Annotated in this window: 13 protein-coding genes; 9 read left to right on the forward strand and 4 right to left on the reverse strand. The window is 69.6% G+C overall.

The window, feature by feature from the left end:
• Positions 1-111: 111 nt before the first annotated feature.
• Positions 112-2,265 (reverse strand): acyl-CoA dehydrogenase, encoded by a 2,154-nt coding sequence (locus E1161_RS00385; protein WP_132618313.1) that lies wholly within the window; start codon positions 2,263-2,265, stop codon positions 112-114.
• Positions 2,266-2,845: 580 nt separating this feature from the next.
• Here E1161_RS00385 and E1161_RS00390 point away from each other — a divergent pair.
• The gene (locus tag E1161_RS00390) at positions 2,846-2,998 is read left to right on the forward strand and encodes a hypothetical protein (protein WP_235874673.1); all 153 of its coding nucleotides are present in this window, start codon (positions 2,846-2,848) and stop codon (positions 2,996-2,998) included.
• A gap of 30 nt (positions 2,999-3,028) precedes the next feature.
• Here E1161_RS00390 and E1161_RS00395 read toward each other — a convergent pair whose 3' ends face one another.
• Positions 3,029-4,219 carry a thiolase family protein gene (locus E1161_RS00395; protein WP_132618315.1) on the reverse strand — a complete coding sequence of 397 codons (1,191 nt, stop codon included), beginning with the start codon at positions 4,217-4,219 and terminating at the stop codon, positions 3,029-3,031.
• A gap of 135 nt (positions 4,220-4,354) precedes the next feature.
• Between E1161_RS00395 and E1161_RS00400 the strand changes: the two genes are divergently transcribed.
• Together E1161_RS00400 and E1161_RS00405 are read left to right on the forward strand one after the other, a co-directional pair.
• Positions 4,355-5,116 (forward strand): 3-hydroxyacyl-CoA dehydrogenase, encoded by a 762-nt coding sequence (locus E1161_RS00400; protein WP_132618317.1) that lies wholly within the window; start codon positions 4,355-4,357, stop codon positions 5,114-5,116.
• A 73-nt stretch (positions 5,117-5,189) separates the two neighbouring features.
• Positions 5,190-5,828 (forward strand): TetR/AcrR family transcriptional regulator, encoded by a 639-nt coding sequence (locus E1161_RS00405; RefSeq protein ID WP_132618319.1) that lies wholly within the window; start codon positions 5,190-5,192, stop codon positions 5,826-5,828.
• Between the two features lie 160 nt (positions 5,829-5,988).
• On the opposite strand, the gene E1161_RS00410 is transcribed toward E1161_RS00405, so the two are convergent.
• Positions 5,989-6,210 (reverse strand): hypothetical protein, encoded by a 222-nt coding sequence (locus tag E1161_RS00410; RefSeq protein ID WP_132618321.1) that lies wholly within the window; start codon positions 6,208-6,210, stop codon positions 5,989-5,991.
• A 412-nt stretch (positions 6,211-6,622) separates the two neighbouring features.
• Between E1161_RS00410 and E1161_RS00415 the strand changes: the two genes are divergently transcribed.
• Complete coding sequence (locus E1161_RS00415; RefSeq protein ID WP_235874674.1) at positions 6,623-7,426, forward strand: siderophore-interacting protein; 804 nt, start codon at positions 6,623-6,625, stop codon at positions 7,424-7,426.
• 7 nt (positions 7,427-7,433) lie between these two features.
• Here the strand turns inward: E1161_RS00415 and E1161_RS00420 are convergent, their stop codons facing one another.
• Entirely contained in the window at positions 7,434-7,922 is a 489-nt protein-coding gene (locus E1161_RS00420) for a MarR family winged helix-turn-helix transcriptional regulator (RefSeq protein ID WP_132618323.1), read from the reverse strand.
• Positions 7,923-8,237: 315 nt separating this feature from the next.
• On the opposite strand from E1161_RS00420, the gene E1161_RS00425 reads away from it, so the two are divergent.
• The 5 genes from E1161_RS00425 to E1161_RS00440 all read left to right on the forward strand — a co-directional run bounded on the left by E1161_RS00425 (position 8,238) and on the right by E1161_RS00440 (position 13,812).
• Positions 8,238-9,512: a NupC/NupG family nucleoside CNT transporter gene (locus tag E1161_RS00425; RefSeq protein WP_207920022.1), complete on the forward strand. Its 1,275-nt coding sequence runs from the start codon at positions 8,238-8,240 to the stop codon at positions 9,510-9,512.
• Positions 9,513-10,083: 571 nt separating this feature from the next.
• Positions 10,084-10,542, forward strand: a complete 459-nt coding sequence (locus E1161_RS28595; RefSeq protein WP_408011923.1) for a Rossmann-fold NAD(P)-binding domain-containing protein — start codon at positions 10,084-10,086, stop codon at positions 10,540-10,542.
• On the forward strand, positions 10,467-10,637 hold the full coding sequence (locus E1161_RS28600; RefSeq protein ID WP_408011924.1) for an SDR family NAD(P)-dependent oxidoreductase: 171 nt from the start codon (positions 10,467-10,469) through the stop codon (positions 10,635-10,637). Before E1161_RS28595 ends, E1161_RS28600 begins: the two co-directional genes overlap by 76 nt.
• A 217-nt stretch (positions 10,638-10,854) precedes the next feature.
• The gene (locus E1161_RS00435) at positions 10,855-12,864 is read left to right on the forward strand and encodes a neutral/alkaline ceramidase (protein WP_132618327.1); all 2,010 of its coding nucleotides are present in this window, start codon (positions 10,855-10,857) and stop codon (positions 12,862-12,864) included.
• Between the two features lie 147 nt (positions 12,865-13,011).
• Positions 13,012-13,812 (forward strand): Rv0361 family membrane protein, encoded by an 801-nt coding sequence (locus tag E1161_RS00440; RefSeq protein ID WP_132618329.1) that lies wholly within the window; start codon positions 13,012-13,014, stop codon positions 13,810-13,812.
• Positions 13,813-13,833: the final 21 nt, after the last annotated feature.

A 13,833-nucleotide genomic window follows, 5' to 3' on the forward strand; every position in this document is an offset into this window, starting at 1 on the left:
GCGTCCCCACCGCGGACGCCAGGTCGGGTGATCGTCAGACCGCGTCGCAGGCGGCCGGTGCGGCCATGGGGATTCGAAATCCCCTGCGCGCGAGGGTATCCGGAGGGGGAGTCACTTGATCAGCGGATCGCGGGGCAGTCCGAGGATGCGCTCACCGATCTGGTTGCGCTTGATCTCGCTGGTGCCGCCCGCGATGGACAGACCGCGGTGCAGCAGGGCCAGCGCACCGCTGAACGCGCCAGGTCCGTCCAGGTAGACCGCCTCCGGCCCGCTGAGGACGTTCATGATGGTCGCGGCCTCGTGGCCCAGTTCGGAGAGCACGAGCTTGGTGATGGCTCCTTCGGGTCCCGGTTCGCCTCCGGCGACGGCGCGGTGCGCCGAACGCACGTTGAGCATCTCCATCGCGTGGTGCTCTGCGGCGTACCGGCCGATGCGGACGGCGCCGCCGGTGAGCCGGTCGGGGTGCGCGTTGAGGTGCGGGACCATCGCCGAGGCCGGTGTGGACATGGTGCCCTGACCGCCGCCGATGCTGACGCTCTCGTTGCTGAGCGTGGCCCGCGCGACGGTCCAACCGCCGTTGATCGGACCGACGACGTCCTCGTCGGGGACGAAGACGTCTTGGAAGAAGACCTCGTTGAACTCCGAGGCGCCGGAGGGCATCTTGATCGGCCGCACGTCCACGCCCTCGGCCCGCATGTCGATGACCATCATGGTGATGCCCTGGTGCTTGGGCGCCTCGGGATCGGTCCGCACGGTCGCGAAGCCCTTGCCCGCCTTGTGGGCGCCGCTCGTCCAGACCTTCTGGCCGTTGACGAGCCATCCGCCGTCGACGCGCGTTGCGCGGGTCTTGATCCCCGCGGCGTCCGACCCGGCGGCCGGTTCGCTGAACAGCTGGCACCAGATGACGTCCTGGCGCAGCGCGGGATCGACCCACCGGCTCACCTGCTGTTCGGTGCCGTGCTGGATGAGCGTGAGGATGACCCAGCCGGTGATCCCGTAGTTGGGGCGCTTGACCCCGGCCGCCGCGAACTCCTGCTCCACCACGAGCTGCTCGACGGCTCCGGCCGCCCGGCCATAGGGCTCGGGCCAGTGCGGCATCACGTAACCGGTCTCGATCAGGCGTTGCTTGCGCTGGTCTTCGGGCAGCGCGGCGAGCTCCTCGGCGATGGCGCGGACTTCCGCGCGCAGGTCCTCCGCCCCGGGCGGCAGCTCGACGGTCCGGGCCCGGGTGGTGCCCTGGCGGGTGAGCGCGGTGACCTCGGCGGCGGCATCGTCGGCCGACAAGGTCGCGAGCAGCGTGGTCGCGCGCCGCACGTAGAGGTGCGCGTCGTGTTCCCAGGTGATGGCGATGCCGCCATGCACCTGGGTGTTGAGGTTGGCGCACAGGTCCGCCGCGGGTGCTGCCAGCGCGGCAGCGGCCGCGGCGGCGAAGGTGAGCTGGTCACCGCCGGTCTCCGCGGCGCGGGCGGCGTCCCAGGCGGCGCTGGTCGCCAGCTCGGTGGCCACGGCCATGTTCGCGCAGTGGTGCTTGACCGCCTGGAACGTGCCGATCACGCGTCCGAACTGCTCGCGTTCCCGGGCGTGGGAGGCGGCGCGCTCGGTGCACTCGCGGGCGACGCCGACGGCTTCGGCGGACAGGATCACGCGCGCCAAGTCGACCAGCGCTCGTCGGCCCCCGGCCAGAACCGCGGCCGGTGCGCGCTCCAGGGAGACCCGAGCCGAGCGGCGGGACGGGTCCAGGTTCACCGGAACCTCCACGGTCACGGCGTCGCCGACCTCGACGACCACGACGTCGTCACCGGCGGGCAGCACGAGCAGCCGCGCCAGGCCGCCGCCGAGCACGGCCGGCGCCGATCCCGACGCGGTCCCGCCGGAGACCTCCAGCCGGGCGTCGAGCGCGATCCCGGCGGGCACCGAACCGTCGGCCAGGCCGGGAAGGAACCGCCTCTTGATCTCCTCGTCCCCGATCGCATCGATCAGGGCTGAGGCGATCGCGGTCGGCGTGAACGGTCCGGGCGCCACCGCCCGCCCCATCTGCTCGGCCACGACCACGGTCTCCGCGAGCCCGAACCCCGCGCCGCCGTGCTCCTCGGGCAGGTGGAGCCCCAGCCAGCCCAGGTCAGCCGCCTCCTGCCAGAACGCGGGAAGGGATTCGGACTCGGACTCCAGCAGCGCGCGGCTGGCACCACGTGCCTCGCGGCGCGCCAGCAGATCGGAAGCGGTCTCAGCCAGCAGCCGGTGATCCTCGTTGATCGCGATCGACATGCTTGAAGCCTAGGTTCGAAAACGCCCCCAGCCCACCCAGGAGAGCCATCGGATTTCGCGTACGCATCGCGGGTCTCCGCCGCTGCAAACCGCGAGGCGGCCGGAAAGCGACTGTCCACTGTGGTCTACGGGTGGCTGTGTGATCCGGGTCTCAGTGCCCCTGAACTGCGTTCGGTGACGGCGGCCAGACCCGCCATCAGCGTGAACGATTCGAGGTTGTGCTCCTAGAACTCGGGCCGCCAAACCGCGGTGTTTGATCATCGACAGCGCGAAGGCGAATCCCTGCCGTTGGCCTCCTGAACGATCCGCTTGTTCAGCTCGAAGTTGGGCTTGTGCTGGGGGCGTTCTCGGAGGTCAGCCAGCCGTTGTTGCCGATCGGGATGAACACGCCGAAGTCCATGCGATCCTCCTGGTCGATTGCACGTCCAGTTGCACGAGGCCCCGCAACGCGGACGAACCGTCGGTGCTCCACCAACCACATCTCACGCCCGCTTGTCCCAGTCTGGCGCCGGACGATCAACGGCGGCGTCGAGGCACCGCGCGCACGATCAACCTCCCCGAGGGCGCCATCAACCTCGACATGGCCACGCTGGTCGGCTCTTACGAGACCATCGCCCGCCACCTCGACGAGGTCGCGAAGATTCCCGGTGTGAAGGGCATGATGTTCACCTTCGACGACTTCGAGCGCGGGGTCCGCGACTTCGGTGAGGAGGTCAAGCCCTTCCTGAACTGAGCGGCCTCCTCGGGGAGGCCGCCCGACCGCTCAGAGGCGTTCGACGAGGGTTGCGTTGGCCATGCCGCCGCCCTCGCACATGGTCTGCAGGCCGTACCGGCCGCCGGTGGCCTGCAACTGGTTGACCAGCGTGGTCAGCAGTCGCGTGCCGGAAGCGCCGAGCGGGTGGCCCAGCGCGATGGCCCCACCGCGCGGGTTGAGCCGGGCCGGGTCGGCGCCGAACTCGCGCTGCCACAGCAGCGGAACCGGCGCGAACGCCTCGTTGACCTCGTAGGCGTCGATCTCGTCGATCGACACACCGGCGCGGTCCAGGAGCTTGCGGGTGGCCGGCACGACACCGGTGAGCATGAGCAGCGGGTCGCTGCCGGTGACGGCGAAGCTGTGGAACCGGGCCTTCGGCTGCGCTCCGAGCGCCTCGGCCTTGGCCTCGCTCATGATGAGCACCGCCGACGCGCCGTCGGTCAGCGGCGAGGAGTTGCCCGGAGTGATCCGCCAGTCGATCTCCGGGAAGCGCTTCGCCAGCGCCTCGTCGGCGAACGAGGGTCGAAGGCCCGCGAGCCCGTCGGCGGTGGTCGACGCGCGCACGGTCTCGTCGGTGCTCACGACGCGCTCGGTGCCGTCCTCGCCGGTCACCACCACCGGCAGGATCTCGTCGTCGAACGCGCCACCGGCGGCGGTCTGCGCTGCGCGGGCGTGGGAGCGGGCGGAGAACTCGTCGAGCTCGTCGCGGCCGAACTTCCACCGCGCCGCGATGAGCTCCGCGGAGACGCCTTGGTTCACCAGGCCATCGGGGTAGCGGGCGGACATCGACGGGCCCCTGGGGTTGGTGCCCATCGGGGTGGTGCCCATGGGCACCCGGCTCATCGACTCGACACCGCAGGCGATCACGACGTCGTAGGTGCCGGCGAGGACGCCCTGGGCGGCGAAGTGCGCGGCCTGCTGGCTCGAACCGCATTGCCGGTCGATGGTCGTGGCGGGCACCGATTCCGGGAAACCGGCTCCCAGCACGGCGTTGCGGGTGATGTTGAGGGCCTGCTCGCCGGCCTGGCCGACGCAGCCGCCGATGACGTCGTCGACCTCGCCGGGGTCGATGCCGGTCCGCTCGACGAGTCCGCGCAGCGTGCGGGTGAGCAGTTCGGCGGGGTGGATGCCCGACAGCTGCCCTCCGGGTTTGCCCTTGCCCGACGGGGTTCTGATCGCGTCGACGATGACGGCGTCCATGGCGCTCCTCCTCCGAAGTCCACTTAACGGTCGCTAAGTGCGCGCCGGGTGTCAATACGACTAACGCTTGGTTACTTATCGCTCGCTCAGTATGCTGCCCTTCGGTTGCTAGGTCGACATGTGAGGAGTCGGGAAGTGGACATCGAAGGTGCTGTCGCGCTCGTGACCGGGGGTGCGTCCGGGCTGGGCCTGGCGACGGTGGAGGAACTGCGCGGTCAGGGCGCGAAGGTCGTCATCGTGGACCTGCCGTCCTCCCAGGGCGAGGCCGTGGCCGCGGAGCTCGGCGACGGTGTCGTGTTCGCCGCCGCTGATGTCACCAACGAGGAGCAGGTGGCCGCGGCGCTCGACGTCGCGGACGGGCTGGGCCCGCTGCGGATCGCGGTGAACTGCGCGGGCATCGGCAACGCCGCCAAGACCGTCGGCAAGGAGGGCGCCTTCCCGCTCGCCGACTTCACCAAGGTCATCAACGTCAACCTCATCGGCACCTTCAACGTGCTCCGGCTCGCCGCCGAGCGGATGTCGAGGACCGAGCCGGTCGGTGAGGAGCGCGGCGTCATCGTCAACACCGCCTCGGTCGCCGCGTTCGACGGGCAGGTCGGCCAGGCCGCCTACTCGGCCTCCAAGGGCGGCATCGTCGGCATGACGCTGCCCATCGCGCGGGACCTGGCGAACCTGAAGATCCGGGTGACGACCATCGCCCCGGGGTTGTTCCACACGCCGCTGTTCGCGGCGCTGCCCGAAGAGGCGGTCGCCTCGCTCGGCGCGCAGGTCCCGCACCCGTCCCGGCTCGGCGACCCCGCCGAGTACGGATCCCTGGTGCGCCACATCGTCGAGAACCCCATGCTCAACGGCGAGACCATCCGGTTGGACGGGGCGATCCGCATGGCGCCTCGATGAGGCTGGACCGATCCGGCCGGTGCTCGTCACCGGCCGGTAAGGTCACCCGCAGGCGGGGAGAGGGGGAGACGTGATGGCTCAGGCGAGTGCGGCGAAGCCGGACGCCGCGGCCGGGTGGCGGGATTTCGGGCCGCTCGAACTGACCCCCATCCTCGACGCCGCGGTGGACGAGTTCCGCGAGAGCGGGTTCCACGGCGCGACCGTCCGCCAGATCGCTCGCCGGGTCGGCATGACCGTACCCGCGCTGTACTACCACCACGAGAACAAGGAAGGGCTTCTCGTAGCGCTCCTCGAACTGGGCACCAGCGAGGTCGCCTGGCGCGTGCGCGCCGCTGCGCGCGAGGCCCCGGGATCGCCGCGCGACCAGTTCGTGAACGTCATCGAAGCCATCGTGCTGCACATGACCTACCGGTTCCGGCTGGCCGCGCTCGACAGCGAGACCCGGTACCTGTCGCCGAGCAACCGGCGCCGCTACAGCGCTCGCCGCAAGACCGTGGAGACCGTCCTGACCGAGGTCATCGAAACCGGCAGCCGCGACGGCACCTTCACCATCGCCGACCCGGTGGAGACCTCCCGGGCGCTGCTGGGCATGTGCCAGTCGGTCGCCCGCTGGTACTACGCCGACGGCCCGCTGAGCCCCGAGGAGATCGCGGCCCGCTACGTCGACATCGCCCTGATGACGGTCGGCGCCCACCCCCGCATTCAGCGCTGAGCCGCCGGAATCACCACTGCGTGGTCTTGCCGTCGGCGTGCTTCGCCTGAGCGTTCCCGCTGCGGCATCGGAGGAGAGCTCCTTCCCCCCTGGAACCCACGGGCGCTCCGGTGGTGTCCACAGGTTTCCTCCTCGTTGACAGCTCGGTGATGCGCCGTGCTCAGCGAGAGGGAGCGAAGGGCATCGTGAGCGCCTCCACCGGTGCCCGCGCAGGCATGCCGAATCCTGTTCGTGCGGACGAGATCCCGGTGGAGGCGCAGCCCGATCGGTTGCGTCGACTGGAGAAGGCGTACACGACGGGTTCGGTCGCAGCGCGCCCGGTGCTGCTGAGGACGGGCACGTCCGGCGCGCGGGCGAGGTCGAGCAGCTCCTCGCCGATCACCTGGTCCTCATCGGACCGAACGAGGAAACCGGCTCGTCCCGCGGGATCCGCTCGTCCACGAGCGCCGCACCGAGCGCCAGGCCCCCTGGTCGGCGGAGAGGTCGACACCACGAGCTGGGACGCCCGACCCCGAGCCTGGAATCCCTGGTGATCGCCTACCTGCGCGCGAGCCGCGAGGCGATCCTGACCACGCGCCCGATCCCGCGTTCTTCCGGGATCGCGGCTGGGGAGGTGGCTGTGGTGCGTGCGCAGGCTGGGACCAGGGAGGTGCGAGTGTCCGGTCGAGGTCGAGGTCGAGGTCGGGGTGCAGGTGAGCACTCGAGGATGTCGCTCAGGGGGCGGGTTGGTGCTGCGCGCTACCGCAACGTAAGTTAGGCTGGCCTAAGTCTCGTGAGTGCGTTGAGGAGTTCGAGTGGCGACCTACCTGACCGTGACCGGTGCCGAGATGGTGACGCCCCGGGTGCGGCGACTGTGGTTCCGCAGTGATGACCTGTCGGCCTTCGCCGAGAGCGTGCACACCGACCGCTACGTCAAGCTGGTGTTCCCCAAGGGGGGCGTGACCTACCCGGAGCCGCTGGACGTCAAGGCGATGCGCGGCACGTTCCCGGCCGAGGACATGCCCACGGTGCGCACCTTCACCGCACTGTTCCCGGACGTCGAGCGCGGCACCATGGCCATCGACTTCGTCATGCACGGCGACCAGGGCGTGGCCGGTCCGTGGGCGGCGAAGGCCGAGCCGGGCGACAGGTTGATCATCAACGGACCGGGTGGTGCCTACAAGCCGGACCCGGAGGCTGACTGGCACCTGCTCGCCGGTGACGAGTCCGCGCTTCCCGCGATCTCCGCAGCGCTGGCAGGCATGCCCGCCGACGCCGTGGTGCGCGTGGTCATGCTCGTCGACTCGCCCGCCGAGGCACCGGATCTGGCGCTGCCCGCCGCCGGGGAGGCCGTGTTCATCTACCGCTCGGACGTCGGCGAGGACGGTGCGTTGGAGAAGGCGGTGCGCGAGCTGGAGTGGTTGCCCGGCCGCGTGCACGCCTTCGTGCACGGCGAGGCACAGGAGGTCATGCGCCGCGTCCGCCCCTACCTCTTCCGCGAGCGCGGTGTGGCGCGCGACCAGGCGTCGATCTCGGGCTACTGGCGCCACGGACGCACCGAGGAGGCGTTCCGCGAGTGGAAGGCCGAGTTCAACAAGGCCGAAACCGCGGCTCGCTGAGATCGGATCAGGCGGCGTTGGCGTTGCGCAGCGTGCGCATCGCGGCCGCGAGGCTCTGCGACTGCTGTTCTCCGAGCGGCCTGAGGATGCGGTCGCGCAGGATTTCGGCGCAGACCTCGCGTGCTTCCTCGGCGACCTCCAGGCCGTGTTCGGTGAGCACCGCGTAGACGACGCGGCGGTCTTCGGCAGAGGGCTCGCGGCAGATCAAGTCGGCCCTGGCCAGCCGGTCGGCGACCTTGGTGAAGCCACCGCTGCTCAGCGCGGCCTCCACGGCGAGCCGGGTCATCGGCAGCCGGTGGCCGGGCGAGCGCAGCAGTCTGATCAGGATGTCGAACGAGCCCGGGGCGAGGTCCACGCGCTGGCTGATCTCGTCCATCATCAGGCTGTGGGTGGTGTGGTAGCCCTCGATGACCAAACCCCACCAGGTGACGGTCTCGTCGTCGCTGAGCAGATCGCCCTCGTCGGCCACGGCTTCGGTTCCCCTTCGCGGACTCATCGCGCTCTCCTTCTCACCGACGTGGTGACAGCTCAGAGCACAATCTTACACGCAATCATCTTATTCGAAAGATATCTCTCGAGGAGTCTCTTCTCCGCATGCGGTTGGCGAGATCTCGCCGACCCCTCGACGGTGCCCGAACGGGAACTCCGGCGGCGAGCTGGTGTGCATTGTGGAGTGATCACCTTCCTGACCTGCCGTTAGCGGAGTCACAAAGTCGCCACCCAGCTGCGTGCCCGCGGTCCTGCGTGCGAGCATCCCCCGGACCCAACAGCGTCGCGACAGCCGCGGCGGTTCGAGGAAAGGCTGGATCCAGTGCAGGTCTTGTGGGGCGTCGGCGGCATGGTCGTCGTACTGCTGCTGGCGTTGGCGCTGTCGACCAACCGGCGCGCGATCAACCTCCGCACGGTGTTAGGCGCGCTGGTGATCCAGATCGTCTTCGCCGTGGTGGTGCTGCGCTGGCCGCTGGGCCAGCAGGTGCTCGCCGCCGTTGCTGCCGGTGTCACGAAGGTCATCGAGTCCTCGAAGGAGGGCATCGACTTCCTGGTCGGGCCGATCATGCCCACCGAGGGCACGGTCGTGGCCTTCCAGGTTCTGCCGATCATCATCTTCGTGTCCTCGCTGACGGCGGTGCTCTACCACCTGCACGTCCTGCAGTGGGTGGTCCGCATCATCGGTGGCGCGCTGCAGAAGGCGCTGGGCACCACGCGGGCGGAATCGCTGAACGCGACCGGCAACATCTTCCTCGGCCAGACCGAAGCGCCGCTGCTGGTGCGCCCCTACCTGGCGAGCATGAACAGGTCGGAGTTCTTCGCGGTCATGGTCGGAGGTCTGGCCACCGTGGCCGGCACCGTCATGGTCGGCTACGCCATGCTCGGCGCGAAGCTGGAGAACCTCATCGCCGCCAGCTTCATGGCCGCTCCCGCCGGTCTGCTCATGGCCAAGCTGATCATGCCGGCGCCCAAGGACGAGCCGAGCTCCGATGACGCCGAGGTGTCCGAGGACGACGACGCGGCCGCGGGGGAGGAATCCAAGAAGGTCGCCTTCGGCACCGCCGCGCCCGCACTGGAGGAGAAGCCGCGCAACGTCATCGACGCCGCGGCCACCGGCGCCTCCGACGGCCTCAAGCTGGCGCTCAACGTCGGAGCCATGCTCTTCGCCTTCGTCTCGCTGATCGCGTTGCTCAACCTCGTCGTCGGTGCCCTCGGCGGCCTGTTCGGCCTGCCGGACCTGACCCTGCAGCAGATCCTCGGTTACGTGTTCTCGCCGCTGATGTGGGTGATCGGCGTGCCGTGGCACGAAGCGATCGCCGCAGGCGGTTTCGTCGGCGAGAAGCTGGTGATCAACGAGTTCGTGGCGTTCGGCGACTTCGGACCACAGGCGGGCAACTTCAGCGAGAAGACCGCCACCATCGTCACCTTCGCGCTCACCGGCTTCGCCAACCTGGGCTCGCTGGCGATCCTGCTCGGCGGCCTCGGCGGTCTCGTGCCAGGCAAGCGCGGCTGGATCGCCAAGGACGGGATCCGCGCGGTCCTCGCCGCCACCCTCGCCAACCTCCTGAGCGCCACGATCGCCGGCATCCTGGTCTGAGGCCCTTCTCCGTGATCGGTGCTGACGCGGCGGTTCTCCGCCTTGCGGTGATGGCTGTGGTGGGTGGCTGGGGTGGTTCGTCGCCCGGATTACCGCCGTACTCCGGTGCCTGACCGCGGCGGTCTCCGCCACCCGTGACGGCTGTGGTCGGTCACTGGGTGGCGGATTACCGCCGGTGTTCCGGTGTCCGGGCGGCGTGCTTCGTCTTCCTCTTGCTTGGCGGGCGGGTGGCAGGACCTGGGGCGGAACTGCCAGCTCCCGGCGCCTCGACTCGCGACCGAGGAGCGGCCGGTGTCGCTGGTGCCGTGGCCGCTGTGCCACATCGCCGGGTACAACGTGCTCGTCGCCCACCTGGCCGCCGAGAACGTCGTGCTGCTGCGCCGGTGCAGCACCGGAGGTTTCCTCGACGCCGTGCAAACGGCACTGCGTCACCGGCACCACGGTCGCACCGACGATGCTGGCGATGCTGCTGCGCCATCCCGTCATCGACGCCTGCGACACCACCTCGACGAGGAGGAGCACCAGTGGAGATCACCGGCAAGAAGGCGGTCGTGTTCGCGGAGGCTCGGGGATGGGCCGGGCCAGCGCGGAGCTGCTCGCGGCGCAGGGCGCATCGGTGGCGATCGCCGACCTCGCCGACTCGGCGGGCGAGGACGTCGCCGCGCAGCTGGGCGGCACGTTCCACGCGCGACGTCACCGACTTCGCCGGTGTCGAGCACGCGTTGAACGACGCCGTCGCCGAGCTGGGCGGGCTGCACATCACCGTGACCACCGCCGGTGGCGGGATGGCGCAGCGCACGTTGGGCAAGCAGGGGCCGCCGAGCTCGACGCGTTCCGCCGGATCTTGGACCTGAACACCGTCGGCACGTTCACCATCAGCCGCTTGGCGGCAGCGCACATGAACGACAACAGCCCGAGGACGGTGAGCGCGGCGTCGTCATCAACACCTCGTCGATCGCCGCGTTCGGGGGTCAGGTCGGTCAAGTCGCCTACACAGCGGCCAAGGCCGCGATCGCCGGGATGTGCCTGACCATGGCCCGCGATCTCGGGTCGATGGGCATCCGCGTGCTGGCCATCGTGCCGAGCCTGTTCGAAACCGGGGTGGGGGGAGCTCCGGAGGACTGAAGGCCGCGCTGGTCAAGGACGCGGCTTTCCCCCGGCGCATGGGTCGCCCGGAGGAGTACGCGAAGCTGGTGCGGGCCATCGTCGACACCCGATGCCTAACGGCCAGTGCCTGCGGCTGGACGCGGGCCAGCGTGACCTTGGCAGCCCAAGTCGATCGGCGTAGCCTGCCCGCATCCATGAACGTGAACACTCGTCACATTCACCGAGAGGCAGGCTCGTGCCCGTTGCCAGGAGGCAGGTGCTGGCCACGGCCGCTGTTGCACCGTTCGCCGCCACGACGTTCGGTTCCACGATGTTCGGTGTCACGCCCGCGTCCGGTCAGGAGGCCACCGGCTACCGGGTCGGGCGCGGTGTCGCCGACGTGACCGGTCCGGCCGCTGAGAACGGCATGATGGGGCACTCCATGCCGCAGCAGCAGACCGCGGGCATCCACCTGCGCACGCTCGCGCGCGCGTTCGTCGTCGACGACGGCGCGAACCGCGTGGTGTTCGTGACCGCCGAGCTGGGAGCGCTGTTCCAGTCGGTGCACCAGGCGGTGCTGCGCCGCCTGGCCGAGACCTACGGCGGTCTCTACACCGAGCAGAACGTGCTGCTCAACGCGACCCACACGCACGCCGCCTGCGGGGGAGACTCGCACTACGCCGCGTACGACCTGGCGACCCTGGGCTTCCAGGAGCAGACCTTCAACGCCGTGGTCGACGGCATCACCGAGGCGATCGGCGAGGCGCACGACGACCTGCGACCCGGTGCACTGGCGCTCGGGCGAACCGAACTCACCGACTCCAGCGTCAACCGCTCCCGCAGCGCCTTCGACCTCAACCCGGCGGAGGACACCCGGCACTTCCCGCAGGCGATCGACCCGGCGGTGACGGTGCTGCGCTTCTCCCAGGGCGGTCGGGACGTCGGTGCGATCACCTGGTTCGCCACCCACGGCACCTCGATGACCAACGGGAACCACCTGATCAGCTCGGACAACAAGGGATACGCGGCTTTCGCGTGGGAGCACAGCGACGCCGAGCTCGTGGCCTGCTTCGCCCAGACCAACGCCGGGGACATGTCTGCCAACCTGGACCTGGAGCCCGGGTCCGGACCGACCGACGACGAGTTCGACAACACGAGGATCATCGGCGAACGCCAATTCCACGCCGCGCGGAGGGCTTTCGGGTCCGCGCAAGGATCGATGAGCGGCCCGGTCGACTCCGCGCTGTGCTACGTCGACCTCTCCGACATCACTGTGGACGGACGATTCACCCCGGACGGCAAGACGCATCGCACCTGCGCCGCGGCCATCGGGATGTCGATGCTGGCCGGCAGCACCGAGGACGGACCGGGAATTCCCATCGGCGAGGGGATCGGCAACCCGCTGCTGGACTGGCTCGGGGGAGCGGACGTTCCCATCCCGCCGGAACTCGCCGACGAGCAGGCGCCCAAACCCGTAGGGGTGCCCTTCGGCGCGATGCAGCCGCACCCGTGGTGCCCCCAGGTGCTGCCGTTGCAACTGATGCGCATCGGTGAGCTCTACCTGGTCGCCGGACCCGCCGAGTTCACCATCGTCGCCGGACTGCGGATCCGCCGGAGCGTCGCCGCCGAACTCGGCGTCCCGCTGGAGAACGTGCTGATGCAGGGTTACGCCAACGCCTACAGCCAGTACGTCACCACGCCCGAGGAGTACGACTCCCAGCAGTACGAGGGTGCCTCCACCCTCTTCGGCCGCTGCACGCTCCCCGCCTACCAGCAGGAGTTCACCAAGCTGGCCGCGGCGATGCGCGCGGGTGAGCGAGTTCCGCTCGGCTCCCTTCCGCCCGACATGAGCGGAACGCTGCCGAACTTCCAGCCGGGCGTGGTCTTCGACGCCCCGCCTCCCGGCCGCGCCTTCGGCGACGTTCTCGTCGAGCCCGCCAGCGGTTACCGCAGGGGCGAGCGCGTCGCGGTCGAGTTCGTCACCGGGCACCCCAAGAACGACCTGCGCCGCGGCGGCACTTACGCTGAGGTCCAGCGCATGGTGGACGGCCGGTGGGCGCCGGTGGCCGACGACCGCGACTGGTCCACCCAGTACCACTGGAAGCGCAGCGGTGTCGCGTCCTCCACGGCGACGATCACTTGGGACGTTCCGGCGGAAGTGCCTACCGGCCGCTACCGGATCGTCCACAACGGAGATTGGAAAGCAGCGGCCTCGGGCGAGATCACGCCGTTCACCGGACGCAGTCGGGACTTCCTCGTGGCGTGAGTGCCAAGTTCCACCGCGCGCGTGGTCGAATCGTAATGTTCCAGCGTGGGAAATGCGGAGTCCATAGTTCGACACGGGTGGAACTCGAGGCTCGGGTCGCGTACACGTGGGGACAGCACTTGACAAGTTCGAACCAGGAAGGTGTTCATGACCTCTTCGCCGAACGAGCCCGGCCAGAGCGGCTCCGAGAAGCAGCCCGCTGAGGAGACCGAGACCTCGGCGGTGGAGCAGCCCTCGGAGAGCTCCGCAGCCGGCCACGGCGACGCCGAGTCCGGCGCTGAGAAGTCGGGCGCCGAGCAGCCTGGTGCCGAGCAGGGCGAGACCGATGCGGAGCAGACCGAGAAGTCTCAGCCAGCCGCGGAGACCTCTGAGTCCTCCGAGGCCGCTGAGCCTTCTGAGGCTGCCAAGTCGGGGGAGACTCCTGAGTCGTCGTCGGAGTCGGGTGAGACTTCTGGGTCCTCCGAGTCCGGTGAGGCTTCTGCGTCGTCTGGGTCCGAGTCCGGTGAGGAGCCTGCGAAGGAGAAGAGCAAGGTCGGCATGATCGTCGCGGTCGCGGCCTCCGTGCTCGTCATCGCGGTCGTGGCCGTCGGTGCCTTCTGGCTGTTCAGCGGCGGCTCCGCCCAGTCGACCGCCGAGGACTACGCGGCGCTGTCGACCAAGGAGACCCAGGACCCGCGCAGCGTCAAGGCCGACGACTACCGCGCGGTGGTCTGCAACAGCGCGATGCCGCAGATCGAGGAGCTGCAGAAGCAGAAGGAGGAGTTCCTCAAGGTCGCCAAGCCGCAGGACCTCGAGATGCTCAAGCAGGTCAAGACCACGGTCAAGGCGGTGCAGGAGAACGGCGACACGGGTACCGCGACCATGGAGTCCACCGTTCCAGGCCAGCAGCCGCAGGCCGCCGAGCTCAAGCTCGTCAAGGAAGACGGCGACTGGAAGCTCTGCGCCTGAGCAGTCCCTTCCCGGTGCCCG

The sequence above is a fragment of the Saccharopolyspora aridisoli genome, from assembly GCF_004348445.1.
GTDB lineage: Bacteria > Actinomycetota > Actinomycetes > Mycobacteriales > Pseudonocardiaceae > Saccharopolyspora > Saccharopolyspora aridisoli.

What these genes read in the sequence shown, in the direction of transcription:
- E1161_RS00385 (WP_132618313.1), bottom strand. Translation starts at nt 2,265, where the DNA reads ATGTCGATCGCGATCAACGAGGATCACCGGCTGCTGGCTGAGACCGCT.
- E1161_RS00390 (WP_235874673.1), top strand. Translation starts at nt 2,846, where the DNA reads ATGGCCACGCTGGTCGGCTCTTACGAGACCATCGCCCGCCACCTCGAC.
- E1161_RS00395 (WP_132618315.1), bottom strand. Translation starts at nt 4,219, where the DNA reads ATGGACGCCGTCATCGTCGACGCGATCAGAACCCCGTCGGGCAAGGGC.
- E1161_RS00405 (WP_132618319.1), top strand. Translation starts at nt 5,190, where the DNA reads ATGGCTCAGGCGAGTGCGGCGAAGCCGGACGCCGCGGCCGGGTGGCGG.
- E1161_RS00420 (WP_132618323.1), bottom strand. Translation starts at nt 7,922, where the DNA reads ATGAGTCCGCGAAGGGGAACCGAAGCCGTGGCCGACGAGGGCGATCTG.
- E1161_RS28595 (WP_408011923.1), top strand. Translation starts at nt 10,084, where the DNA reads ATGGGCCGGGCCAGCGCGGAGCTGCTCGCGGCGCAGGGCGCATCGGTG.
- E1161_RS00440 (WP_132618329.1), top strand. Translation starts at nt 13,012, where the DNA reads ATGACCTCTTCGCCGAACGAGCCCGGCCAGAGCGGCTCCGAGAAGCAG.